General features: G+C 71.9%; 18 protein-coding genes, 1 tRNA gene and 1 pseudogene. 18 read left to right on the top strand and 2 right to left on the bottom strand.

Annotated elements, in window-relative coordinates:
• Positions 1 to 3 precede the first annotated feature (3 nt).
• From IE273_RS03570 to IE273_RS03560, 3 genes are all read left to right on the top strand, one after another.
• Positions 4 to 2349 carry a HelD family protein gene (locus IE273_RS03570; RefSeq protein WP_189813619.1) on the top strand — a complete coding sequence of 782 codons (2346 nt, stop codon included), beginning with the start codon at positions 4 to 6 and terminating at the stop codon, positions 2347 to 2349.
• Between the two features lie 376 nt (positions 2350 to 2725).
• On the top strand, positions 2726 to 4141 hold the full coding sequence (locus IE273_RS03565) for an NAD-dependent malic enzyme (RefSeq protein ID WP_189813618.1): 1416 nt from the start codon (positions 2726 to 2728) through the stop codon (positions 4139 to 4141).
• Between the two features lie 322 nt (positions 4142 to 4463).
• A complete protein-coding gene (locus IE273_RS03560; RefSeq protein WP_014673024.1) occupies positions 4464 to 4745 on the top strand; it encodes an HU family DNA-binding protein in 282 nt (93 codons plus the stop codon).
• Positions 4746 to 4927: 182 nt separating this feature from the next.
• Here the strand turns inward: IE273_RS03560 and murA are convergent, their stop codons facing one another.
• Entirely contained in the window at positions 4928 to 6268 is a 1341-nt protein-coding gene (murA, locus tag IE273_RS03555) for a UDP-N-acetylglucosamine 1-carboxyvinyltransferase (RefSeq protein WP_189813617.1), read from the bottom strand.
• 279 nt (positions 6269 to 6547) lie between these two features.
• Here murA and IE273_RS03550 point away from each other — a divergent pair, with 279 nt between their 5' ends.
• The 13 genes and pseudogenes from IE273_RS03550 to IE273_RS03495 all read left to right on the top strand — a co-directional run bounded on the left by IE273_RS03550 (position 6548) and on the right by IE273_RS03495 (position 20487).
• Positions 6548 to 7120, top strand: a complete 573-nt coding sequence (locus IE273_RS03550) for a YqgE/AlgH family protein (protein ID WP_189813616.1) — start codon at positions 6548 to 6550, stop codon at positions 7118 to 7120.
• A gap of 29 nt (positions 7121 to 7149) precedes the next feature.
• A complete protein-coding gene (locus tag IE273_RS03545; protein WP_030651613.1) occupies positions 7150 to 7431 on the top strand; it encodes a DUF3039 domain-containing protein in 282 nt (93 codons plus the stop codon).
• A 205-nt stretch (positions 7432 to 7636) separates the two neighbouring features.
• A complete protein-coding gene (locus IE273_RS03540) occupies positions 7637 to 9274 on the top strand; it encodes a beta-N-acetylhexosaminidase (protein ID WP_189813615.1) in 1638 nt (545 codons plus the stop codon).
• A gap of 249 nt (positions 9275 to 9523) precedes the next feature.
• Positions 9524 to 10417, top strand: a complete 894-nt coding sequence (locus IE273_RS03535) for an FAD binding domain-containing protein (protein ID WP_189813614.1) — start codon at positions 9524 to 9526, stop codon at positions 10415 to 10417.
• Positions 10414 to 12501 carry a 2Fe-2S iron-sulfur cluster-binding protein gene (locus IE273_RS03530; RefSeq protein ID WP_189813613.1) on the top strand — a complete coding sequence of 696 codons (2088 nt, stop codon included), beginning with the start codon at positions 10414 to 10416 and terminating at the stop codon, positions 12499 to 12501. Before IE273_RS03535 ends, IE273_RS03530 begins: the two co-directional genes overlap by 4 nt.
• Entirely contained in the window at positions 12498 to 14807 is a 2310-nt protein-coding gene (locus IE273_RS03525) for a xanthine dehydrogenase family protein molybdopterin-binding subunit (RefSeq protein WP_189813612.1), read from the top strand. The genes IE273_RS03530 and IE273_RS03525 overlap by 4 nt, the downstream gene beginning before the upstream one ends.
• A complete protein-coding gene (locus IE273_RS44615; RefSeq protein WP_014673016.1) occupies positions 14804 to 14932 on the top strand; it encodes a hypothetical protein in 129 nt (42 codons plus the stop codon). Before IE273_RS03525 ends, IE273_RS44615 begins: the two co-directional genes overlap by 4 nt.
• Positions 14933 to 14945: 13 nt before the next feature.
• Positions 14946 to 15524 (top strand): AAA family ATPase, encoded by a 579-nt coding sequence (locus IE273_RS03520; protein WP_189813611.1) that lies wholly within the window; start codon positions 14946 to 14948, stop codon positions 15522 to 15524.
• A 128-nt stretch (positions 15525 to 15652) separates the two neighbouring features.
• On the top strand, positions 15653 to 16810 hold the full coding sequence (locus IE273_RS03515) for an SUKH-4 family immunity protein (RefSeq protein WP_189813610.1): 1158 nt from the start codon (positions 15653 to 15655) through the stop codon (positions 16808 to 16810).
• A gap of 103 nt (positions 16811 to 16913) precedes the next feature.
• Positions 16914 to 17115: pseudogene (locus IE273_RS03510) on the top strand (helix-turn-helix domain-containing protein); the annotation flags it as partial.
• 651 nt (positions 17116 to 17766) lie between these two features.
• Entirely contained in the window at positions 17767 to 19521 is a 1755-nt protein-coding gene (gene ltrA, locus IE273_RS03505) for a group II intron reverse transcriptase/maturase (protein WP_189813609.1), read from the top strand.
• A gap of 31 nt (positions 19522 to 19552) precedes the next feature.
• Positions 19553 to 20281 (top strand): DUF5753 domain-containing protein, encoded by a 729-nt coding sequence (locus IE273_RS03500; protein ID WP_229887050.1) that lies wholly within the window; start codon positions 19553 to 19555, stop codon positions 20279 to 20281.
• The gene (locus tag IE273_RS03495) at positions 20278 to 20487 is read left to right on the top strand and encodes a DUF397 domain-containing protein (protein WP_189813608.1); all 210 of its coding nucleotides are present in this window, start codon (positions 20278 to 20280) and stop codon (positions 20485 to 20487) included. The genes IE273_RS03500 and IE273_RS03495 overlap by 4 nt, the downstream gene beginning before the upstream one ends.
• A gap of 69 nt (positions 20488 to 20556) precedes the next feature.
• Here the strand turns inward: IE273_RS03495 and IE273_RS03490 are convergent.
• Positions 20557 to 20628 (bottom strand) — tRNA-Cys (locus IE273_RS03490).
• Between the two features lie 178 nt (positions 20629 to 20806).
• Between IE273_RS03490 and IE273_RS03485 the strand changes: the two genes are divergently transcribed.
• Together IE273_RS03485 and IE273_RS03480 are read left to right on the top strand one after the other, a co-directional pair.
• Positions 20807 to 22252 (top strand): MFS transporter, encoded by a 1446-nt coding sequence (locus IE273_RS03485; RefSeq protein WP_189813607.1) that lies wholly within the window; start codon positions 20807 to 20809, stop codon positions 22250 to 22252.
• 167 nt (positions 22253 to 22419) lie between these two features.
• Positions 22420 to 24219: a DEAD/DEAH box helicase gene (locus tag IE273_RS03480; RefSeq protein WP_189813606.1), complete on the top strand. Its 1800-nt coding sequence runs from the start codon at positions 22420 to 22422 to the stop codon at positions 24217 to 24219.
• Positions 24220 to 24433 lie beyond the last annotated feature (214 nt).

Raw genomic sequence — 24433 nt, 5'->3', positions numbered from 1 at the left:
CCGGTGGCCGCTCAGGTTCAGCAGTCCGCGGTCGGCTCGGTACACGACGCACAGGATTCCGTCCGCGACCGAGAGATCAGCGTCGAGCAGGAACACCTGGACCGGGTGTACCAGCGCCTGGAGGAGAAGATCCACGAGGCCGAGTTCCTGATGCACGACGCGGCCAAGCGCGGCCAGGTGGGCACCCCGGGCGCGCTCGCCGAACGGGACGCGCAGGTCTTCCGGGCCGGTATCCACCTCAACCGGCTCAACAACGAGTTCGAGGACTTCCTCTTCGGGCGGATCGACCTGCTGCTCGGCAAGGACGGCAAGAAGGGGCCCGACGGGGCCTACACGGCGGTCGAGCCGGCCGAGGGGGCCGTGCGGCCGGACAACACCGCCGACATCGCCGAGACGCTGCACATCGGCCGCATCGGCGTCCTGGACGAGGACTACTCCCCGCTGGTCATCGACTGGCGGGCCCCCGCCGCCGCCCCCTTCTACCGGGCCACGCCCGTGGAGCCGGGACGGGTGGTGCGGCGCCGGGTCATCCGCTCCAAGGGACGCCGGGTCCTCGGCGTGGAGGACGACCTGATGCGGCCCGAGCTGACGGCCTTCCTCGACGGCGGCGAGCTGCCCGTCATCGGCGACGGCGCCCTGATGGCCGCCCTCGGCCAGGCCCGCGGCCACACCATGCGGGACATCGTCTCGTCCATCCAGGCCGAGCAGGACCTGGTCATCCGGGCCCCCGCGGCCTCCATCACCTACGTGGAGGGCGGGCCGGGCACCGGCAAGACCGCCGTCGCCCTGCACCGCGCGGCCTACCTGCTCTACCAGGACCGCAGACGCTACGCGGGCGGCATCCTCATCGTCTCCCCGACCCCGCTGCTCGTCGCCTACACCGAGGGCGTGCTGCCCTCGCTCGGCGAGGAGGGCCAGGTCGCGATCCGCGCGATCGGTTCGCTGGTCGACGGCGCGCGGGCCACGCTGTACGACTCCCCGGCCGTGGCCCGCGCCAAGGGCTCGTACCGGATGCTGAAGGTGCTCCGGAAGGCCGCCCGGGGCGCCCTGGAGCTGGGGCCGGCCGCTCCGGCGGACGCCACGGAGCAGGACACGGTCGCCGGTCCGCCCGGCCGCCTGCGCGTCGTCGCCTTCGGGCGCCGCCTGGAACTGGAGGCCGACGAGCTGGATCGCGTCCGCCGGACCGCCCTCGGCGGCACCGCGCCCGTCAACCTGCTCCGCCCGCGCGCCCGCAAGCTGCTCCTGGACGCCCTGTGGGACCGCTCCGGCGCCGCCGCCCGGCACACCGACCCCGAGCTGGCCGCCGAGCTGCGCTCCTCCTTCGACGAGGACATCGCCGGCGAGGACTCCTTCATCGCCTTCCTCGACGCCTGGTGGCCCGAGCTGACCCCGAAGGCCGTGCTCGCCGCCATGGCCGACGAGAAGCGGCTCGGCCGCTGGGCCCGGCGGATCCTCAACCCCGGCGAGGTCCGCAAGGTCGCCCGCTCGCTCAGGCGGGACGGGTACTCCGTGCACGACATCGCCCTGCTCGACGAGCTCCAGGCGATCCTCGGCGCCCCGGCCCGGCCGCGCAGGAAGCGGGAGCTGGACCCGCTGGACCAGCTCACCGGCCTGGAGGAACTGATGCCGGTGCGGGAGGAGTCCCAGCGGGAGCGGGCCGAGCGGCTGGCGCAGGAGCGCACCGAGTACGCGCACGTCATCGTGGACGAGGCGCAGGACCTCACGCCGATGCAGTGGCGGATGGTCGGCCGCCGCGGCCGGCACGCCACCTGGACGGTGGTCGGCGACCCGGCGCAGTCCTCCTGGTCCGACCCGGACGAGGCGGCCGAGGCCCGCGACGAGGCCCTCGGCACCCGGCCCCGGCGCCGCTTCCAGCTCACCGTGAACTACCGCAACCCGGCCGAGATCGCCGAGCTGGCCGCCAAGGTGCTGGCGCTCGCCATGCCCGGCTCCGAGGCGCCGTCGGCGGTGCGCTCCACCGGCGTGGAGCCGCGCTTCACCGTCGTAGAAGACGTGCTGGAGAAGACCGTGGGCGCGGAGGCCGAGCGGCTGCTCGGGCTGGTGGACGGCACGGTCGGCGTGGTCGTCGCGATGAACCGGCGCGAGGAGGCCCGGCGCTGGCTGGCCGGGCTCGGCGACCGGGTGGTGGCCCTCGGCAGCCTGGAGGCCAAGGGCCTGGAGTACGACGCGACGGTCGTCGTCTCGCCCGCGGAGATCGCCGACGAGTCGCCGGCCGGTCTGCGCGTGCTGTACGTGGCGCTGACCCGGGCCACCCAGCAGCTCACGGTGGTGTCGGGGGACCGGGACGAGCCGGACGCGGCGGGGGTCCCGGACCTCCTCAGGGACTGAACCTCCCGCACGGGAATGGCCTTACGGGATCCGTTTGTTAGCCTTGGTGTGGCACCGGCCCGATCCAAGCCCCCGGGCCCAACCTTCGTCCCTCAGAGGGACCACTTGCCGCGAGGCGAGCATGGCGGGCCGGTGTCATGAACGCAGGAGACCCACGTCACCACAGTGACGTGGGTCTCTTTCTTTGCCCGGCGTGCCTCTTTCCCCGACCGATCACTTCTCGTATGGTGGAAGTGGTTTTCCGAAATCAGCATCTGCCGGGAAACCCCGCGTGAACACAACGTCCGTAACCCAGGGCGACTACCACGTACTGAGCGGTAGGTGCGACGATCGGACGGCACAACCCGCGACACGGTGAAAGCAGAGGAAGTCGGCCATGGCAACGGCGCCCAGCGTCTCCTACTCGATGACGATCCGGCTGGAGGTGCCCGCGAGCGGAACCGCCGTCTCGCAGCTCACCAACGCCGTGGAGTCCTCCGGAGGCTCGGTGACCGGCCTCGACGTCACCGCGTCCGGCCACGAGAAGCTCCGTATCGACGTGACCATCGCGGCCACCTCCACGGCCCACGCCGAGGAGATCGTCGAGAAGCTGCGCGGCATCGAGGGCGTCACCCTGGGCAAGGTCTCGGACCGTACGTTCCTCATGCACCTCGGCGGCAAGATCGAGATGGCGTCGAAGCACCCCATCCGCAACCGTGACGACCTCTCCATGGTCTACACGCCCGGTGTGGCCCGGGTCTGCATGGCCATCGCCGAGAACCCCGAGGACGCCCGCCGCCTCACCATCAAGCGCAACTCCGTTGCGGTCGTGACGGACGGCTCCGCCGTGCTCGGCCTCGGCAACATCGGCCCCAAGGCCGCGCTGCCCGTCATGGAGGGCAAGGCCGCCCTCTTCAAGCGCTTCGCCGGCATCGACGCCTGGCCGATCTGCCTGGACACCCAGGACACCGACGCGATCGTGGAGATCGTCAAGGCGATCGCCCCCGGCTTCGCCGGCATCAACCTGGAGGACATCTCCGCGCCGCGCTGCTTCGAGATCGAGGCCCGGCTGCGCGAGGCCCTCGACATCCCCGTCTTCCACGACGACCAGCACGGCACCGCCATCGTCGTGCTCGCCGCCCTGACCAACGCCCTGCGGGTCACGAACAAGGCGATCCAGAACATCCGGGTCGTCATGTCCGGCGCCGGCGCGGCCGGCACGGCCATCCTCAAGCTGCTGATCGCCGCCGGCGTGAAGAACGCCGTCGTCGCCGACATCCACGGGGTCGTGCACGCCGACCGCGAGGACCTCGTGAACGCCCCGGCCGACTCGCCGCTGCGCTGGATCGCCGACAACACCAACCCCGAGGGCCTCACCGGCACCCTGAAGGAGGCCGTGCGCGGCGCCGACGTCTTCATCGGCGTCTCCGCCCCGAACGTCCTGGACGGCGCCGACGTGGCCGCCATGGCCGAGGGTGCCATCGTGTTCGCGCTCGCGAACCCGGACCCCGAGGTCGACCCGGCGATCGCCCGGCAGACCGCGGCCGTCGTGGCCACCGGCCGCTCCGACTTCCCGAACCAGATCAACAACGTGCTGGTCTTCCCGGGCGTCTTCCGCGGCCTGCTGGACGCCCAGTCCCGCACGGTCAACACCGAGATGATGCTCGCCGCCGCGAAGGCCCTCGCCGACGTGGTGACCGAGGACGAGCTGAACCCGAACTACATCGTCCCCAGCGTCTTCAACGACAAGGTCGCGGGCGCCGTGGCCGGGGCGGTCCGCGAGGCCGCCAAGGCGGCCGGGGCGACCGTCTGATCAGGGCGTGCCGTAATGTGCAGGGGGCTGTGAGCATCACCACGGCGGCCCCCGCACCGGCGCGTCGTGGAACCCCGCGATGCCGGGCGCGCTCTAGGGTGACGGCCGAGCAGGCGCTTTTCGTGTGACTCCCCAGGGTGTTCTCACGACTCCTACGGGTGCCGGATTGGCTTTCCCGCCGCAGGTAGGGGCAGGATGCTCCCCCAGGGACCTTCGTCCCCGGGGGCACCCCCAAGGGCGCGAGCGCATCGGCATCGCAGTGCCTCGGGCGGCTCCGCCGCGTGGCACACCCCAACGGCAAGAAAAATACGGGAGTAACAACATGAACCGCAGTGAGCTGGTGGCCGCGCTGGCCGACCGCGCCGAGGTGACCCGCAAGGACGCCGACGCCGTGCTGGCCGCGTTCGCCGAGACCGTCGGCGAGATCGTCGCCAAGGGCGACGAGAAGGTCACCATCCCCGGCTTCCTGACCTTCGAGCGCACCCACCGTGCCGCTCGCACCGCGCGCAACCCGCAGACCGGCGAGCCCATCAACATCCCGGCCGGCTTCAGCGTGAAGGTCACCGCGGGCTCCAAGCTCAAGGAAGCCGCCAAGGGCAAGTAAGAAGCTCCGCTTCGAGGCGCCGTCCCACTGGAGCGCGAGCGCCGTGGCATGGAGCGCCGCGGGTGACTGCGGGCCGGTCGTGGCCGGCCGCGCAGTTCCCCGCGCCCCTTCGGGCACGAACGGCCGAAGACGTCGAAAGGGCGGCCCCCGCAGAGGGGGCCGCCCTTTCGACGTCGGTGATCCTAGCCGAGGGCCTTGCCCGGCAGTTCGACCTTCGCGCCCAGTTCCACGAGCTTTTCCATGAAGTTCTCGTAGCCGCGGTTGATCAGGTCGATGCCGTGGACGCGGGACGTGCCCTCGGCGGCCAGGGCCGCGATGAGGTACGAGAAGCCGCCGCGCAGGTCGGGGATGATCAGGTCGGCGCCCTGGAGCTTGGTGGGGCCCGAGACGACCGCGGAGTGCAGGAAGTTGCGCGCGCCGAAGCGGCAGGCGGAGCCGCCCAGGCACTCGCGGTAGAGCTGGATGTGGGCGCCCATCTGGTTCAGCGCCGAGGTGAAGCCGAGGCGGGACTCGTAGACCGTCTCGTGGATGATGGACAGGCCCGTGGCCTGGGTCAGGGCCACCACCAGCGGCTGCTGCCAGTCGGTCTGGAAACCGGGGTGCACGTCCGTCTCCAGCGCGATGGACTTCAGCTGGCCGCCCGGGTGCCAGAACCGGATGCCCTCGTCGTCGATCTCGAAGGCACCGCCCACCTTCCGGTAGGTGTTCAGGAACGTCATCATCGAGCGCTGCTGGGCGCCGCGGACGTAGATGTTGCCGTTGGTCGCGAGCGCCGCGGAGGCCCAGGACGCGGCCTCCAGGCGGTCCGGAAGGGCGCGGTGGGTGTACCCGCCGAGCTTCTCCACACCCGTGATGCGGATCGTGCGGTCGGTGTCCATCGCGATGATCGCGCCCATCTTCTGCAACACGCAGATGAGGTCCTCGATCTCCGGCTCGACGGCCGCGTTGGACAACTCCGTGACGCCTTCGGCCAGTACGGCCGTCAGCAGCACCTGCTCCGTCGCGCCCACGGACGGGTACGGCAGCCGGATCTTCGTGCCGCGCAGCCGCTGCGGGGCCTCCAGGTACTGCCCGTCGGCCCGCTTCTCGATGGTCGCGCCGAACTGCCGCAGCACGTCGAAGTGGAAGTCGATGGGCCGGCCGCCGATGTCGCAGCCGCCGAGGCCCGGGATGAAGGCGTGGCCGAGGCGGTGCAGCAGCGGACCGCAGAAGAGGATCGGGATACGGCTGGAACCCGCGTGGGCATCGATGTCAGCCACGTTGGCGCTCTCGACCCGCGTCGGGTCCATCACCAGTTCGCCGGGCTCCTCGCCCGGACGGACCGTCACCCCGTGCAGCTGGAGCAGGCCGCGGACGACCCGCACGTCACGGATGTCCGGAACATTGCGCAGTCGGCTCGGTTCGCTGCCCAGCAGGGCGGCGACCATGGCCTTCGGTACGAGGTTCTTCGCACCGCGGACACGGATCTCGCCCTCCAGCGGGGTTCCGCCGTGGACAAGCAGGACATCGTCGTTGACGGTCATGAATCTCGCGTTCCGATGAGTTGGTCAGGGGGGCGGCCGATCACTGTGCGCACGGGCCGGGAAGACAGGGTAATCGCCGATCACCCCCCGCCCGTAAGTCCACGTACCGCCCAGCCGCGTCATAGCTGTGTCACAACACGAACCGTTCCCTGCCGGGCACATGGGGTCACCGGCGCGGGGACGTGCGCCGGGGTCGCTCCCGTACGCTCTGAGCTGCCTTCACTCCCGTGCCCCCGATTGGCTCCCCACTCCGGGGGAAGATGCGGGATCATGTCTGGCATGACCGAGGTGTCCTCGCTCACAGGGCGGCTGCTCGTGGCCACCCCCGCCCTGGCGGACCCGAACTTCGACCGTGCGGTGGTGCTCCTTCTCGACCACGACGAGGAGGGCTCCCTCGGTGTCGTCCTCAACCGGCCCACCCCGGTCGTCGTCGGCGACATCCTGGAGGACTGGGCCGACCTCGCCGGTGAGCCCGGCGTCGTCTTCCAGGGCGGCCCCGTCTCGCTGGACTCGGCGCTCGGCGTCGCCGTGATCCCCGGCGGCGCGGACGGGGACGGCGCGCCGCTCGGCTGGCGGCGGGTGCACGGCGCGATCGGACTGGTCGACCTGGAGGCCCCTCCGGAACTGATCGCCTCCGCCGTCGGCTCCCTGAGGATCTTCGCCGGGTACGCCGGCTGGGGCCCGGGCCAGCTGGAGGACGAGCTGGTGGAGGGTGCCTGGTACGTCGTCGAGTCCGAGCCGGGCGACGTGTCCTCCCCGGCCCCGGAGAGACTCTGGCGCGAGGTGCTGCGCCGCCAGCGCAACGAGCTCGCGATGGTGGCCACGTACCCGGACGACCCGTCGCTCAACTGATGCCTGCGAGCTTCAGTACCCTTGCTGATATGAGCACTCTTGAGCCCGAGCGCGGGACTGGTACGGGGACCCTCGTAGAGCCGACGCCACAGGTGTCCCACGGCGACGGCGACCACGAGCGCTTCGCCCACTACGTCCAGAAGGACAAGATCATGGCGAGCGCCCTCGACGGCACCCCCGTCGTGGCGCTGTGCGGCAAGGTCTGGGTGCCGGGCCGCGACCCGAAGAAGTACCCCGTCTGCCCCATGTGCAAGGAGATCTACGAGTCCATGGGCAGCGGCGGCGACGAGGGCAAGGGCGGCGACAAGTAGGTCGCGCCCCTGTCCGCCCGCGGACGGTGAGGTCCCCGGGACGCGCGTGCGGCGCGTCCCGGGGATCTTCGTGTTTTCCGGCCGGCAACTGGTCCAGACCTCTTGTGGGGTCCTCGCGCAGTCCCTAGCCTTCGAGACGACGGGGCACGCGTGGTGCAGGGCGGCAGGAGCGTTGCGTCTGGCGCAACGCGGGAGGGGCGATGTCATGGAACTGATTCCGGCGCCGCGCGCGATCGAGGGCCCGGAGGGGCCGGCCGTACCCTTCGGCCCCGGCACCACGCTGTGGGCCGCCCCGGGCACCGAGCGCACCGAACGCTGGCTGCGCGCCACCCTCGGCGCGGCGCTCGGCCTGCCGCTGCGCCCCGGACCGCGGGACGCCCGCGACGGCGTGCGGCTGCTGCTGGACGACACGCTGGAACCGGAGGCGTACCGGCTCGACGCCGCCGCCGACCGGGGCGTGGAGATCCGCGGCGGCGGCCCCGCCGGCGTGTTCTGGGGCGCGCAGACCCTGCGCCAGCTCCTCGGCCCCGACGCCTTCCGGCGCGCCCCCGTACGCCCGGACACCGTCCTCGGCGTCCCGCACCAGGTCATCGAGGACGCCCCCCGGTTCCGCTGGCGCGGGCTGCTCCTCGACGTCGCCCGGCACTTCATGCCCAAGGACGGCGTGCTGCGCTACCTGGACCTGATGGCCGCGCACAAACTCAACGTCCTGCACCTGCACCTGACGGACGACCAGGGCTGGCGCATCGAGATCAAGCGCTATCCGCGGCTGACCGAGATCGGCTCCTGGCGCACGCGGTCGAAATTCGGCCACCGGGCCTCACCGCTGTGGGAGGAGAAACCCCACGGCGGCTTCTACACCCAGGACGACATCCGCGAGATCGTCGCCTACGCCGCCGAGCGGCACATCGCCGTCGTCCCCGAGATCGACGTACCGGGCCACTCGCAGGCCGCCATCGCCGCGTACCCCGAACTCGGCAACACCGACGTCATCGACACCACCGCCCTCTCCGTCTGGGACAACTGGGGCATCTCGTCCAACGTCCTGGCCCCCACCGACGCCGGCCTGCGGTTCTACGAGGGGGTGTTCGAGGAGGTCCTGGAACTGTTCCCCGCGGACGCCGCCGCGTTCTCGGAGTTCGTCCACATCGGCGGCGACGAGTGCCGCAAGGAGCAGTGGACCGAGTCCGTCACCGCCAAGACGCGGATCGCGGACCTCGGCCTCGCCGACGAGGACGAGTTGCAGTCCTGGTTCATCGGGCACTTCGACGCCTGGCTCGCCGCGCGCGGGCGCCGCCTCATCGGCTGGGACGAGATCCTGGAGGGCGGCCTGGCGCCCGGCGCCGCCGTCTCCTCCTGGCGCGGCTACGGGGGCGGCGTCGCCGCCGCGCGGGCCGGCCACGACGTGGTCATGTGCCCCGAGCAGTACGTGTACCTGGACCACCGTCAGGCCCCGGGCGAGGACGAGCCCGTGCCGATCGGCTTCGTACGCACCCTGGAGGACGTCTACCGGTTCGAGCCCGTGCCGGACGGGCTCACCGACGAGGAGGCCCGGCATGTGCTGGGCACCCAGGCCAACGTGTGGACCGAGGTGCTGGAGGACGCCGCGCGCGTGGACTACCAGACCTTCCCCCGGCTCGCCGCCTTCGCCGAGGTCGCCTGGAGCCCGCTGCCGGCCCCCGCGGACCGGGACTACGCCGGCTTCGAACGCCGGATGGCCGCCCACTACCGGCGACTTGACGCCCTCGGCGTCGCCTACCGGCCGCCGGCCGGGCCCCGCCCGTGGCAGAAGCGCCCCGGTGTGCTCGGCCGCCCGATCGAGGGGCCGCCCCCGAACAGGTGACGGCGGGGCCCGCCCCGAACGGGCAACGGAAAACCCCCGGCGGCATCACCGAAGAGTGGCAATCCGCGCACACCGGCGATGCCGTGCGAAAACGGCCACCTCCCTGGCGGGGTGGGCGAATGCCTCCTGACGGACCCCTGCGTCCGGGCGTCGCGAAGATGTGCCAGAGTTGCGTCGTCCGCCCTGTCAGCACGTACCGTACGGCAACACAGGCGGGACCAGGTGGGGCAGCGGGAAGGGGCAGCCGGTTTGACCACGCACGCACCGCAGACGGCGCAGGCCGTCACCTTGCCCACGACGCTGGACGAGGCCGTGGCGGCCCTCGCCGCCATGCCCACCGCCGTCCCCGTCGCGGGCGGCACCGACCTGATGGCCGCCGTCAACTCCGGCCAGCTCAGGCCCGCCGCGCTGGTGGGCCTCGGCCGGATCAGCGAGATCCGCGGCTGGCAGTACCAGGACGGCCACGCGCTGCTCGGCGCCGGCCTCACGCACGCGCGCATGGGCCGTCCCGACTTCGCGGCCCTGATCCCGGCGCTCGCCGCCGCCGCGCGCGCCGCGGGCCCGCCGCACATCCGCAACGCGGGCACCCTGGGCGGCAACATCGCCTCCGCAGCCCCCACCGGGGACGCGCTGCCGGTGCTGGCCGCCCTGGAAGCGACCCTGATCATCGCGGGCCCGGGCGGAGCCCGCCGGGAGATCCCGGTGTCGCACCTGCTGGCCGGCGTGGAGATGCTGCGCGGCGGCGAACTCATCGGCTACGTGCGCGTACCGCTGCTGCACGCCCCGCAGGTCTTCCTGAAGGCGACCGGACGCACCGGCCCCGGCCGCGCGCTCGCCTCCGTGGCGCTCGTCCTCGACCCGGCCCGGCGCGGTGTGCGCTGCGCCGTCGGAGCCATAGCGCCGATGCCGCTCCGGCCGCTGGAGGCCGAGCAGTGGGTCGCCCAGCTGATCGACTGGGACAACGACCGCGCCCTCGTCCCGGAGGCCCTGCACGCCTTCGGTGAGTACGTCGCCGCGGCCTGCATCCCCGACCCGGCCCCCGAGCCCGACGGTTCGGTGGCCCCGCTTCCGCCCGCCGTACTGCACCTGCGGCGCACTGTCGCCGCACTGGCCCGACGAGCACTGGGGAGGGCGCTGTCGTGACCGACGACCAGCACGGAGAGGGCACGCCCCAGGGCGGCGGACGCTGGGACCCGCTGCCCCAGGGCGACTACGACGACGGCGCCACCGCCTTCGTCAAACTCCCCGAGGGCGGCATCGACGCCCTGTTGTCCGGCGACAGCCCGCTGGCCGCGCCCGGACACGGCTATGTGCCGCCGCGGATCACGGCCACGCACACGGACGGCACGCACACCGACGGCACCACGGGCACGTGGCCCGCGCCCGACGGCGGCGGCCACTGGCCCGACCCGAACGCCACGCCGGCCCCGCCGCCCGCCGCGGACGACCGGTTCACCTACCAGCCCGCCGCCACCCAGCACTGGACCTTCGAGGAGCCCGCGGCGCCGGCCGCCCCGGGACACGACGTCACCGGGCAGTGGTCCATCCCCGTCGCCGGGGGCGACCTGCCGGACGAGTCGGGCGAGTTCACCACGTCCTCGCTGGTCGGGCAGTGGGGCGCCGCACCGCCCGCCACACTGCCCGGCGGCGCGCCGGCCCCCTGGGCGACGGACGGCACGGGCCACGCGTACCCCTCCGGGGGCGAGCCGGCGGGTGGCGCTCCGGCGGGCGCGCCGGACGCGTACGGCGTGGACGACGGGTACGGGCCGGAGGAGGCGTACGGCGCCGACGGGACGTACGGCTCGCAGGACGGGTACGGCGCCGCGGAGGACGGGTACGGCGCCGCGGAGGCGTACGTTCCGGAGGACGGGTACGGGCACGGTCACGCCGGTCACGCGGAGGACGGTCACGCCGGTCACGCGGAGGACGGTCACCGGGACGCCGGCCACGTGCACGCCGGCCCCGACGAGGGCGGCCACGACGGCGCCGATCGTCCGGACGCCGGTCACGCCGGGGCACCCGACGCCGACACGCCCGGCGGTACGACGGCTCCCACCGCGCCCGCCGAACCGGCGCCGCCGGCGCGGGAGTCGGGGGAACCCGGTACGGCGCCGGAAGGTGACGCCCACGGCCCCGCCGAAGCCCCTGAGCGCCCCGCTGAGGCCCCGGCGGACCACGAGCGACCGGCAGACCCGGCGACCGCGTCCCAGCCCGCCACGGCGCCGGACACGGGCGACGCGGAGGCGCCGGCGGCCCCGGCCGACTCCACGGCCCCCGGCACGCCCGGCACGCCCGACTCCCCGCCGGGGAGCGAGGCAGCCGGGCCCGAGGGTGCCGTCGACGCGTCCGCGCCGGACACCCCCTCCGAGGGCACCGGAGCCGAGGGCGCAGCCGAGGAGGACGCCGAGGGGACCCCCGAGGGGGCCGCCGTACCCCTCCCGCCGAACGACGACCACCCGCTCGCCTCCTACGTCCTGCGCGTCAACGGCACCGACCGCCCGGTCACCGACGCCTGGATCGGCGAGTCCCTGCTGTACGTGCTGCGCGAGCGGCTCGGCCTCGCCGGCGCCAAGGACGGCTGCTCGCAGGGCGAGTGCGGCGCCTGCAACGTGCAGGTCGACGGCCGTCTGGTGGCCTCCTGCCTGGTCCCGGCGGTCACCGCGGCCGGCAGCGAGGTGCGCACCGTCGAGGGCCTCGCCGAGGACGGCCGGCCCTCCGACGTACAGCGCGCGCTCGCCCGCTGCGGAGCCGTGCAGTGCGGTTTCTGTGTGCCCGGCATGGCGATGACCGTGCACGACCTGCTGGAGGGCAACCCCGCGCCGACCGAGCTGGAGACCCGGCAGGCCCTGTGCGGCAACCTGTGCCGGTGCTCGGGCTACCGGGGCGTCCTGGAGGCCGTCAAGGAGGTCGTCGCCGAGCGCGAGGCGTCCCACGCCGGCCCCGGGACGGACACGGACGAGGCACGCATCCCGCACCAGGCGGGCCCCGGCTCCGGCGGCGTCCACCCGTCGGCGTTCGAGGCGCCCGGCGCGTTCGACACCCCGCGGCGACAGGAGACGTACGACGCCCCGGACACGTACGACGCGCCGGACACGTACGAGTCGCCGGACACGTACGACACGCCCGACGCGTACGGCGGACCGGACCGGTACGACGCGCCGGACCCGTACGGCACGCCGCCGGGACCGCACGACCAGCACTACGGCCAGGACGGAGGCCAGGCGTGAGCAACGAAGCCGGCACCGCGACCACCGCCGCGGAACCCGCCCCCGCGGCCGAGGAGTCGCCGCACGGCCTCGGCGTCTCCCTGCCGCACGCCGACGCCCGCTCCAAGACCGAGGGCACCTTCCCGTACGCGGCCGACCTGTGGGCCGAGGGCCTGCTGTGGGCGGCCGTCCTGCGCTCCCCGCACGCGCACGCGCGCATCGTCTCCATCGACACCACCCACGCGCGCGAGATGCCCGGCGTCCGCGCGGTCGTCACCCACGAGGACGTGCCCGGCACCCCCCGCCACGGCCGGGGCACGCCCGACCGGCCGGTGTTCGCCTCCGAGGTCGTACGCCACCACGGCGAGCCCATCGCGGCCGTGGCCGCCGACCACCCGGACACCGCGCGGATGGCCGCCGCCGCCGTCATCGTCGAGTACGAGGTGCTCGACCCGGTCACCGACCCGGAACATGCCTTCGAGGCCGAGCCGTTGCACCCCGACGGCAACCTGATCCGGCACATCCCGCTGCACCACGGCGACCCGGGCGCCGTGGGCGAGATCGTCGTCGAGGGCCAGTACCGCATCGGCCGCGCGGACCCGGCGCCCATCGGCGCCGAGGCCGGTCTCGCCGTACCGCGCCCGGACGGCGGGGTGGAGCTGTACCTGGCCTCCACCGACCCGCACACCGACCGCAACACGGCCGCCGCCTGTTACGGCCTGTCCCCCGACCGAGTGAAGATCGTCGTCACCGGGGTGCCCGGTGCCACGGCCGACCGCGAGGACCAGGGCTTCCAGCTCCCGCTCGGCCTGCTCGCCCTGAAGACCGGCTGCCCGGTGAAACTGACGGCGACCCGCGAGGAGTCCTTCCTCGGCCACGCCCACCGGCACCCGACGCTGCTGCGCTACCGCCACCACGCCGACACCGAGGGCAGGCTCGTGAAGGTCGAGGCGCAGATCCTGCTGGACGCGGGCGCGTACGCCGACACGTCCTCCGACGCCCTCGCCGCCGCCGTCTCCTTCGCGTGCGGCCCGTACGTCGTCCCCAACGCCTTCATCGAGGGCTGGGCCGTCCGCACCAACAACCCGCCCTCCGGTCATGTCCGTGGCGAGGGCGCCATGCAGGTCTGCGCCGCCTACGAGGCGCAGATGGACAAGCTGGCGAAGAAGCTGGGCCTGGACCCGGCCGAACTGCGCCTGCGCAACGTCCTCGCCACCGGTGACGTCCTCCCCATCGGCCAGACCGTGACCTGCCCGGCGCCCGTCGCCGAACTCCTCCAGGCGGTCCGGGACTTCCCGCTCCCGGCACTGCCCAAGGACAGCCCGGAGGAGGAGTGGCTGCTGCCCGGCGGCCCCGAGGGCGCGGGCGAGCCGGGCGCGGTGCGCCGGGGCGTCGGCTACGGCCTGGGCATGGTGCACATGCTCGGCGCGGAGGGCGCCGACGAGGTGTCGACCGCGACGGTCAAGGTCCACGACGGCATCGCGACCGTGCTGTGCGCGGCCGTGGAGACCGGCCAGGGCTTCACCACCCTGGCCCGGCAGATCGTCCAGGAGACCCTCGGCGTCGAGGAGGTCCACGTCGCCCCCGTCGACACCGACCAGCCGTCGGCCGGCGCGGGCTGCCGGGGCCGGCACACCTGGGTGTCGGGCGGCGCGGTGGAGCGGGCGGCCAAGATGGTCCGCACGCAACTCCTCCAACCCCTGGCGCACAAGTTCGGCATGTCCACCGAGCTGCTCCAGATCACGGACGGCAAGATCACCTCGTACGACGGCGTGCTGTCGACCACCGTCGCGGAGGCGATGGAGGGCAAGGAGCTGTGGGCCACCGCCCAGTGCCGCCCGCACCCGACCGAGCCCCTGGACGCCTCCGGCCAGGGCGACGCCTTCGTGGGCCTCGCCTTCTGCGCGATCCGCGCGGTGGTGGACGTCGACGTCGAGCTGGGTTCGGTCCGGGTCGTGGAGCTGGCGGTCGCCCAGGACGTGGGCCGGGTGCTCAACCCGGCGCAGCTCGCCGCGCGCATCGAGGCGGGCGTCACCCAGGGCGTGGGCATCGCCCTCACCGAGAACCTGCGCACCCCTCGCGGCCTCGTCCGCCATCCCGACCTGACCGGCTACGCCCTGCCGACCGCCCTGGACGCCCCCGACATCCGGATCGTGAAACTGGTGGAGGAACGGGACGTGGTGGCCCCCTTCGGCGCCAAGTCCGTCAGCGCGGTCCCGGTGGTGACGGCCCCGGCGGCCATCGCCTCCGCCGTCCGCGCCGCCACCGGCCGCCCGGTCAACCGCCTCCCGATCCGCCCGCAGGCCGCGGTGGTGACGGACCGGTGAGCACGCCGCCGCCCGAGGAGCCGCGCTACGAACCCGCGCCCGGCGTGGGCAAGTTGTTCCTGTGGATCCTGCTGTTCGCCGCGGCGGCGCTGGCCGTGGTCCTGGGCGGGATCTACTTCACCTGAGGGACCTGGCCCGATGGACGGTGTGGTCCTGGTCACCGGGGTGATGGCGGCGGGCAAGTCGACGGTGGCCCAGCGCCTGGCGGAGGCGCTGCCGCGCGCCGCGCACGTCCGGGGCGACGCGTTCCGCCGGATGATCGTGTCGGGACGGGCGGAGTACGGTCCCGGGGATGACGGGGAGCACGTGGCCCGGTCGGGTGGCGAGCAGGCGTCCGGGTCGGGCGGGGAGGCCGTGGCCCAACTGCGGCTGCGGTACCGGCTGTCGGCGGCGACGGCGGACGGGTATGCGGCGGCGGGCTTCACGGCGGTGGTGCAGGACGTCGTCCTGGGCGAGCACCTGCGGGCGTACGCCGGCCTGGTCCGCACCCGCCCCCTGCACGTGGTGGTCCTCGCGCCCGGCGCGGCGGAGGTCGCGGCCCGCGAGGCGGGCCGGGCGAAGACCGGATACGGCGGCGGGTGGACCGTGGCCGCCCTGGACGAGGAACTTCGGCTGCGTACCCCGCGCATCGGCCTCTGGCTGGACACGTCCGGCTGGACGCCGGAGGAGACGGTGGAGGCGATTCTCACGGACGCGCAACGGGCCCGGGTCGCCTGACGTCCTTCCTCGCGAGGGTCGTTGTCAGTGGGGCGGCGTAGTGTGCCGAGCAGTGGGGGCACCTGCCCGGAGCCGGCGTACGACGGGGTACGCGGGCCTGCCACGCACCGGGAGATCGCGGGGGAGCGATGAGTACGACGGACGCCGAAGTTCCGGCGATCACGCTGACCGAGGCGGAACTGGACCGCTACGTCACGCACGCGCCGACGCGCGGCCTGCTCGCGGGCGCCGGACTGCCCGCGGAGACCGCCCTGCTGACCTTCTCCCCGCTGCGCACGTACGGCCTGCGCACGCTCGCCGACGCCGCCGACAGCCCCTTCCACCTGGCGGAGGAACTGCGGGGCCGCCTGGTCATCGGCGAACTGCTCACCCCGGCCGGCATGGAGCGCCAGTCGATCCTGCTCGACGGCGCCACGGGCGAGCTGACGACGGCCTACCTCTTCGACGCGTCCGACCCGTGCCCCTTCGCGCCCTCCCTGAACACGCTGCTGCGCTTCGCCGCGGTCACCGAGGAACTGGCGGGCCTGCGCGGCCGGTTCGCCGCCCTCGCGGGCCAGTACGGCCCCAGGACCGTGACCGAGGCCTCCCGTCGCCTCCTCACCCTCTTCGAGGAGGGCACGGGCGGCGAGGTCCCGCCGTACTGGAAGGCGGCGGCCCTGATCCGCCCGCTCTCCCTCATCGCCGGCCCCGGCACGGCATCGGGCCTCACCCTGGACGTCCCCGCGCGCGTCCTGGACCAGCAGTTCGGGCACGGCAGGGTGGCCCGCTTCGAGGAGGTCGACTTCCCGAGGACGCTCACCCACGAGCCGACCCGCCGCTTCCTGCGCGAGACGGGCCTGCCGGAGGAGGCGGTCTTCTTCCACGCCGACACGGACGTCCCGCTCCCCACGCTCCGCGAGTACGTCACCCAGGAACGCCCCGACTACCCCCTCGCCGAACTCCCGGCCCACTGCGACCACCTGATCCGCCTCGGCCACCTCCTGGAGGACAACAGCCTGGTGATCGACGGCAGAACGGGCGCGGTCCTCACCTTCAACGAGCCGGAGGCGACGCTCTACCCCCTCAACACCGACGTCTCCACCCTGGCCTTCACCCTGTGGCTCATCCACCACGAGCGCACGATCGACGCCCACCTGTCCCACGAACTGTCCACCCACGCCTACGACCACCTGGTCGCCCTGATGATCCACACCCTCCACTCGATCGACCCGACGGGCACCGCACCGGACACGACCTGGCACTACTGGACAAACCTCTTCCAGGACGAGGCGGGCGGGGTGTTCTGACCTCAGACCGCGATGATTTCCCCGATTCCGGTCACTGAGCGTGGCTGCAATCCCTACCGTGGTCCGTGTTGGTGCAGACACGCACGGTGACGGAGGGGTGCGCATGGCGGTCGACGCGGCTGCGGAGACGCTCAAGGGCGAGATGAGTGAGCGGGGCTGGCAGGTCGACCCGGACGACGAGTGGGGCATCGCCGTCATCGCCACTGTCGGACGGCAGTTGAAGCTGCGCCGGGAAGCGGTGGGCATGAGGAGCCGGTGACTTCGCCAAGGCCGTCGGCTACGGGGAGGACATGGTCTACAAGATGTGCGACCTGAAAGCCGCACAACCGAGTAAGCGTTGGGATGGAGATATCGACGCTTTCGACCTGTGACCAACTGGTCGATTCCCCAGCCAGCGTGCGGAGGAAGTAATTCCTCGGTGCGGAGCCTGGCCAACAGACCGAAGGCCGAGACGACCACTGGATCGGTACGGGTCGGGGAAAGTCCGGACGGGTGAACACAAGTGAACCCTTGATGAGGACTCGTAAAGATCAGCCGCCTCAGTGGGATCAGTCGAGGCGGTCTAGGAGCTATCGGGTGAGAACCCCTACGCGACTCCGGACGGCATCTGGATTATCTGGAGTAGGTCACCGCGGCTCCCGGGTCAGAGAGGGCGCCCACCCCGGACGTATCTCGTGTGTGTGGAACAGGGAAAACCCGTAGAGGTCCCTCTGGGTAGGCCGGAGGCAACGAAGGCTGAACTCCTCTGCGGGAAAAGGATGGTTCGAGAAGCGAATGCCGCCACGCCGAAAGGCAAGGGGAAAGGTCGGGTACAGGGACTCCACCCTCCGGCTATAACTCGGCGGATACCGGGCTGATGCCCGGGTCCGAAAGGACGCCCAAGCGGACCGGGTGGGTCTTTGAAGTACCGACGACGAATCGAGTTCACGACAGTGCAAGTTAGACAGGGAGGGCGCGTGGAACATGAGAATGGATCGGCTCCCTTCTGGAACGGAGCTGTCGACGACGCGGACGCCTGGCACCAGATCGACTGGGGCCGGGTCGACCGTGAAGTAACGAGATTGCGACAGAGGATCTTCAAGGCCGCCCAAGCTGGTGACATGAAGAAGGTCCGAAACCTCCAGAAGCTCATGATGAGGTCGGCTGCGAACACGCTGCTCAGCGTGCGGCGGGTCACGCAGGTGAGTCGGGGGCGGAAGACCGCTGGAGTAGATGGGGAAACGGCGCTGAACCCGAAGTTGCGGGGTCGGCTCGCCCGTCATCTCCTGCGGGATGGGGCCACCCGGCCCCGCCCGGTCAAGCGAGTACAGATTCCAAAGGCGAATGGGAAAACGCGCCCGCTCGGTATCCCGGTCATCCGGGACCGGGTCCACCAGGCCAGGGTGAAGAACGCCCTGGAACCTGAGTGGGAGGCGCGTTTCGAGGCGCGAAGCTACGGCTTCCGCCCCGGCCGGGGATGTCATGACGCCCTGGCGGCCATCTTCCAGGTGGTGGGCAAGCCTGCCAGCCTCCGGAGATGGGTGCTGGACGCCGACCTGTCGGCGGCGTTCGACCGGATCGACCATGCGCACCTGATGCGGTCCATCGGCAGCTTCCCCGCCAGGGACGCGATCAAGGGATGGCTGAAGGCCGGAGTGATGGACAGGGGGGTCTTCGCACCGACGGTGGAAGGCACCCCGCAAGGAGGGGTCATCAGTCCGCTCCTGCTCAACATCGCTCTGCACGGAATGGAAGAGGCAGCCGGGGTCTCCTGGAAGAAGCAGCGGGGTTCCCGCGTCATCAAGGAAGACTCTCCGGCACTTGTGCGGTACGCGGACGACTTCGTGGTCATCTGTCACACGGAGCAAGCCGCACACGAGGCATACCGGCGGCTGAAGGAATGGTTCACGCCCAGAGGGCTGGCCTTCAATGAGGAGAAGACGAAAGTCCGACACCTCACGGACGGCTTTGACTTCCTCGGGTGCACGATTCGGACCTATGCCAACGGCTACACCCTTGTGACACCGAGCAAGGACGCGGTAATGAAGGCCAGGGAACGTATCCGGGAAATCGCCCGGACGCATCGGGGCAGTCCAGCGGATCGCCTGATCCGCGCGATGAACTCGTTCGTCCGGGGATGGACCATGTACTACCGACCCTGGAGCTCCAAGAGGGCTTTCAACGACATCGATCGGATCATGTTCGGACAGTTGTGGAACTGGGCGAGCAGACAGCATCGACGGAAGGGAAAGCAGTGGATCGCGGCCCGGTACTGGGACAAGCGGATTCCCGGGAGTGAGAACCGCTGGATCTTCGGAGAAGGCTCAGTGCATATCAAGCCCGCCGCCATGACCAGAATCGTCCGGCATGTGCTGGTCCTTGGAGCCCATTCCAAGGACGACCCGGCGCTGGCCGACTACTGGGCCGAACGTGCGGCCAAGCGGACAAAACTGAGACTGGAGAACAAGTTCGTCCAGACTCTTGCCGTCCGCCAGAAGGGCCGATGCGCACGATGCGGCCTCGATCTCGTCGAAGGAGCTGAGTTCGAACCGGACAACGTGCACGACTGGGTGTCCTGGTTCGACGCCGTCCGCCGGACGCTGAACGTGCACCACATCGTGCACCGAAAGCACGGCGGCGGGAACGACCTGAAGAACCTCGAACTCCTCCACTCGCAATGCCACCAGCAACATCACGCGCTCGAAGGCGCGGATGCGGGCAGGCCCATGTGACCTGCTTGAGCCGTGGTGCGGTGAAAACCGCATGCCCGGTTCTGAGGGGGCCGGGGTCCCAGCAATGGGCCCCGGCTACCCGACCGAGAGCGGAAAGCGGATTCCCCGGCCCGAGTACCTGGACAGGGCCGATGACGTCCTGGGAGCCGGCGGCCTGCTCTCGGCGATGAAGGAGGACGTGCAGAAGGTCCGCTACCCGAAGAAGGTGCGCGCCCTGGCGGAGATGGAGGCCAAGGCGGTGGAGATCGGCCTGTACGAGTGCAACATCATCGCCGGACTTCTACAGACGGCCGAGCATGCACGAGCCGTGATCGGGGCCGCGCAGCCACCGTACTCGCCGGATGACGTGGAACGCATGGTGGCCGCCCGCTTGGCCCGGAGGTCGGTCTTCGAGCGTGTACCGGCCCCATCGATCCACTTCGTGCTGGAGGAAGCGCCGCTGCGCCGGCAAGTCGGAGGCACAATGGTGTGGCGTCGGCAGCTCGAACATCTGCTGGAGGTGGGGCAGTTGAACAGCGTCTCGCTCCAGGTCATGCCGACGAACACCGACGCCCACCCCGGGCTGGACGGCAGGATCGAGCTGCTGAAGTTCTCGGACGGCAAGGCGGTGGGCCGTTCCGACGGCCTGTTCAACGGCCGGCCCGTCTCCGACCCGAAGCAGCTCCGCATCCTGGAGTTGCAGTACGGCACCATCCGGGCGCAGGCCCTCCCACCCCGGGAGTCGCTTGCCTTCATCCAGAAACTGCTGGGAGAGACATGATGCGCGAGGCCTCCGCCGGGCACCCCTCCGAACTGGCATGGTTCAAGAGCAGCTACAGCGGCGGCACCAACGGCGAGTCGTGCGTCGAGGTGGCCGTCACTCCCCGCGAGGTGCACGTCCGTGACTCGAAGTCCCTCGGTGGCCCGCAACTCGCCGTCGCGTCGGACGCCTGGACGGACTTCGTCTCGTACGCGTCCCGCAGCTGAGGCGACAGAGGAAAGGGCGGCATCCCGCACGGGGTGCCGCCCTTCCGTTCCGCCTGGTTCGGGCATCAGAGGCCGTGGCGGGAATCGAACCCGCGTAACTCGCTTTGCAGGCGAGTCCCTGAACCACTCGGGCACACGGCCGTGTCCGTGTTCAAGAACGTACGGGGGCCGGGGCCGGGGGCTCAAGGGGATGGGGTGGGGTGCAACGGGACTGCCATGTGCCGTTCATGAAGCGGGGCGGGGCGTACGACCAAGGGCCTAGTGAGGGTCGGACTCCTGACAGGGGCCAAAGGTGGCTGTGGGCCTTACTCTGTCGCACATGAGTGCCCTTGGATCCCGTGAGCCCGCCGTCCTCGATCCGCCCGCCGAGCAGGACGGCGGTGTGCTGAGCAGGGCGTACCGGGCGCTCAGCGTCGGAATCGTCTCCGTCGTGGTCCTCATCGCGTTCGAGGCGACGGCCGTGGGGACCGCCATGCCGGTCGCCGCGCGAGAGCTGGACGGACTGGCGCTGTACGCGTTCGCCTTCTCGGGGTACTTCACCACCAGCCTCTTCGGGATGGTGCTCGCCGGGCAGTGGTCCGATCGGCGCGGCCCGCTCGGGGCGCTGACGACCGGCATCGCGGCCTTCGCGGTGGGCCTCGTCGTCGCCGGGACCGCGCAGGTCATGTGGATGTTCATCCTGGGGCGGGCCGTGCAGGGGCTCGGGGGCGGGCTGGTCATCGTGGCGTTGTACGTCGTCGTGGGCCGCGCCTATCCGGAGCGGTTGCGGCCCGCGATCATGGCCTCCTTCGCCGCCGGCTGGGTGGTCCCCTCGATCGTCGGTCCCCTCGCCTCCGGCGCCGTCACCGAGCACCTCGGCTGGCGCTGGGTCTTCCTCGGCATCCCGGTCCTCGTCGTGTTCCCGCTCGCCCTCGCCCTGCCCCAGATACGGCGGCGGGCGGCCGGCCCGGTGGACGCGGAGGCCGGCCCCGGCTCCTTCGACCGGCGGCGCATCCGGCTCGCGTTCGGGATCTCCCTGGGCGCCGGGCTCCTCCAGTACGCCGCCCAGGACCTACGGCCCCTCGCCCTGCTCCCGGGACTGGCCGGGGCGGCCCTGCTGGTGCCCGCCGTGCTCGGGCTGCTGCCCCACGGCACCTACCGGGCCGCCCGCGGCCTGCCCTGCGTGGTGCTGCTGCGCGGGCTGTCCGCGGGGTCCTTCGTCGCCGCCGAGTCCTTCGTGCCGCTGATGCTGGTCACGCAGCGCGGGCTGTCCCCGACGCTCGCCGGGTTCTCGCTGGCGGCCGGCGGCGGGACGTGGGCGCTGGGCTCGTTCGTGCAGTCCCGGCCGCGCCTGGCGCCGCACCGGGAGCGGCTGATGACCGTGGGGATGGTGCTGGTCGCCGTCGCGATCGTCACCGCGCCGAGCGTGCTCCTGCACTCCGTGCCCGTGTGGACCGTGGCCGTCGCCTGGGGCGTCGGCTGCTTCGGGATGGGCCTGGTGATCTCCTCCACCAGCGTGCTGCTGCTCCAGCTGTCCGCCCCGGAGGAGGCCGGCGCCAACTCCGCCGCGCTCCAGATCTCCGACGCCCTCTCCAACGTCGTGCTCCTGGCGGCCACCGGCGCGGCCTTCGCGGCCCTGGGCGGCGGCAGCACCGCGGCCACGACGGGGGCCGGTGGCGGGCATCCCGCCGCCTTCGCCGCCGTCTTCCTGCCGATGGCGGCGGTGGCGGTGGCGGGTGCCTGGGTGACCACGCGGCTGCGGGAGGGGTCGGCGCCGACGCGGTGAGGGGGCGGTGAGCGCGGTCGGGCCGTGGGTGCGGTGGGGTGGTCGGGGCTGTTGTGACGTCGCTCCCACCCGCGGGCGACCCGGGGTCGTCCGCGCGTTGAGCGCAGGGCGGCGCCGGTAGGGTGGCCCGGTTGTCATACGTAGCCGCCCTACCCCGCTCGGAGACCGTGACTACCACCGCCGCCTCGTCCGCTTCCTCCCACCACCTCTCGCCCGCCTTCCCGGGCAGGGCCCCCTGGGGTACCGCCAGCAAGCTGCGCGCCTGGCAGCAGGGGGCGATGGAGAAGTACGTCCAGGAGCAGCCGCGTGACTTCCTCGCCGTCGCCACGCCCGGCGCCGGCAAGACGACCTTCGCGCTGACGCTCGCCTCCTGGCTCCTGCACCACCACGTCGTACAGCAGGTGACCGTGGTCGCGCCCACCGAGCACCTGAAGAAGCAGTGGGCCGAGGCCGCGGGCCGGATAGGGATCAAGCTCGACCCGGAGTACAGCGCGGGCCCGCTCGGCAGGGAGTACGACGGCGTGGCCGTGACGTACGCCGGTGTCGGGGTGCGTCCGATGCTGCACCGCAACCGGGTCGAGCAGCGCAAGACGCTGGTGATCCTGGACGAGATCCACCACGCCGGCGACTCCAAGTCCTGGGGCGAGGCGTGTCTGGAGGCCTTCGAGCCGGCGACGCGGCGTCTCGCGCTGACCGGTACGCCGTTCCGGTCCGACACCAACCCCATCCCCTTCGTGACCTACGAGGAGGGGGCGGACGGGATCCGGCGGTCCGCGGCCGACTACACGTACGGCTACGGGTCGGCGTTGTCGGACGGGGTCGTCCGGCCGGTGATCTTCCTCTCCTACAGCGGCAACATGCGCTGGCGGACCAAGGCCGGCGACGAGGTCGCCGCGCGGCTCGGCGAGCCGATGACCAAGGACGCGATCAGCCAGGCCTGGCGTACGGCCCTCGACCCGCGCGGCGACTGGATGCCGAGCGTGCTGCGCGCCGCCGACCAGCGGCTGACCGAGGTCCGCAAGGCCATCCCGGACGCGGGCGCGCTCGTCATCGCCACCGACCAGGACTCCGCGCGCGCGTACGCCAAGCTCATCCGGGAGATCACCGGGACGAAGGCGACGCTCGTGCTGTCCGACGACGCCGGGGCGTCGAAGCGGATCGACGAGTTCAGCGCGAGCGACGACCGGTGGATGGTCGCCGTGCGGATGGTGTCCGAGGGGGTCGACGTGCCCCGGCTCGCGGTGGGCGTGTACGCGACGACCATCTCGACGCCCCTGTTCTTCGCACAGGCCGTCGGGCGTTTCGTACGGTCCCGGCGGCGCGGCGAGACCGCGTCCGTGTTCCTGCCGACCGTGCCCGACCTGCTGACCTTCGCCAACGAGATGGAGAAGGAGCGGGACCACGCCCTCGACAAGCCGAAGAAGGAGGGCGAGGAGGACCCGTACGCCGAATCCGAGAAGGAGATGGAGGAGGCGAACAAGGAGCAGGACGAGGACACCGGCGAGCAGGACATGCTGCCGTTCGAGGCGCTGGAGTCCGACGCCGTCTTCGACCGGGTGCTCTACGACGGCGCCGAGTTCGGCATGCAGGCGCACCCCGGGAGTGAAGAGGAGCAGGACTACCTGGGGATTCCGGGGCTGCTGGAGCCCGAGCAGGTGCAGTTGCTGTTGCAGAAGCGGCAGGCCCGGCAGATCGCGCACAGCCGGAAGAAGCCGGACACCGAGGCCGACCTGCTGGAGCTGCCGGCCGAGCGGCGGCCGGTGGTCACGCACAAGGAGATGATGGAGCTGCGGAAGCAGCTGAACACGCTGGTCGGCGCGTATGTGCACCAGAGCGGCAAGCCGCACGGCGTGATCCACACCGAGCTGCGGCGGGTGTGCGGGGGGCCGCCGAGCGCGGAGGCCACGGCGGGGCAGTTGCGGCAGCGGATCGAGAAGGTCCGGGAGTGGGCCACGCGCATGCGGTGACGCCGCGCTGGGCTCGGGGAGGTTGGTTTCCCACCCGCCCACCCGACTCGGTCCGCCGATAGGGCTCCGCCCAGGGGCTCCGCCCCGGACCCCGGGTGGGTGGCTGGGGTCGGTGAGAGCGAGCCGCCCGAGGGGTCTGCCCCGGGCCCGGGTCGGTGAGAGGGCGCCGTGTGGCGGCATCGGCGCGGATCTTCGTGTGTGCGTATCCGGACGA

The organism is Streptomyces olivaceoviridis, assembly GCF_014650115.1.
GTDB classification, from domain to species: domain Bacteria; phylum Actinomycetota; class Actinomycetes; order Streptomycetales; family Streptomycetaceae; genus Streptomyces; species Streptomyces olivaceoviridis.
This window is presented reverse-complemented; position numbering and strand designations above follow the sequence as displayed.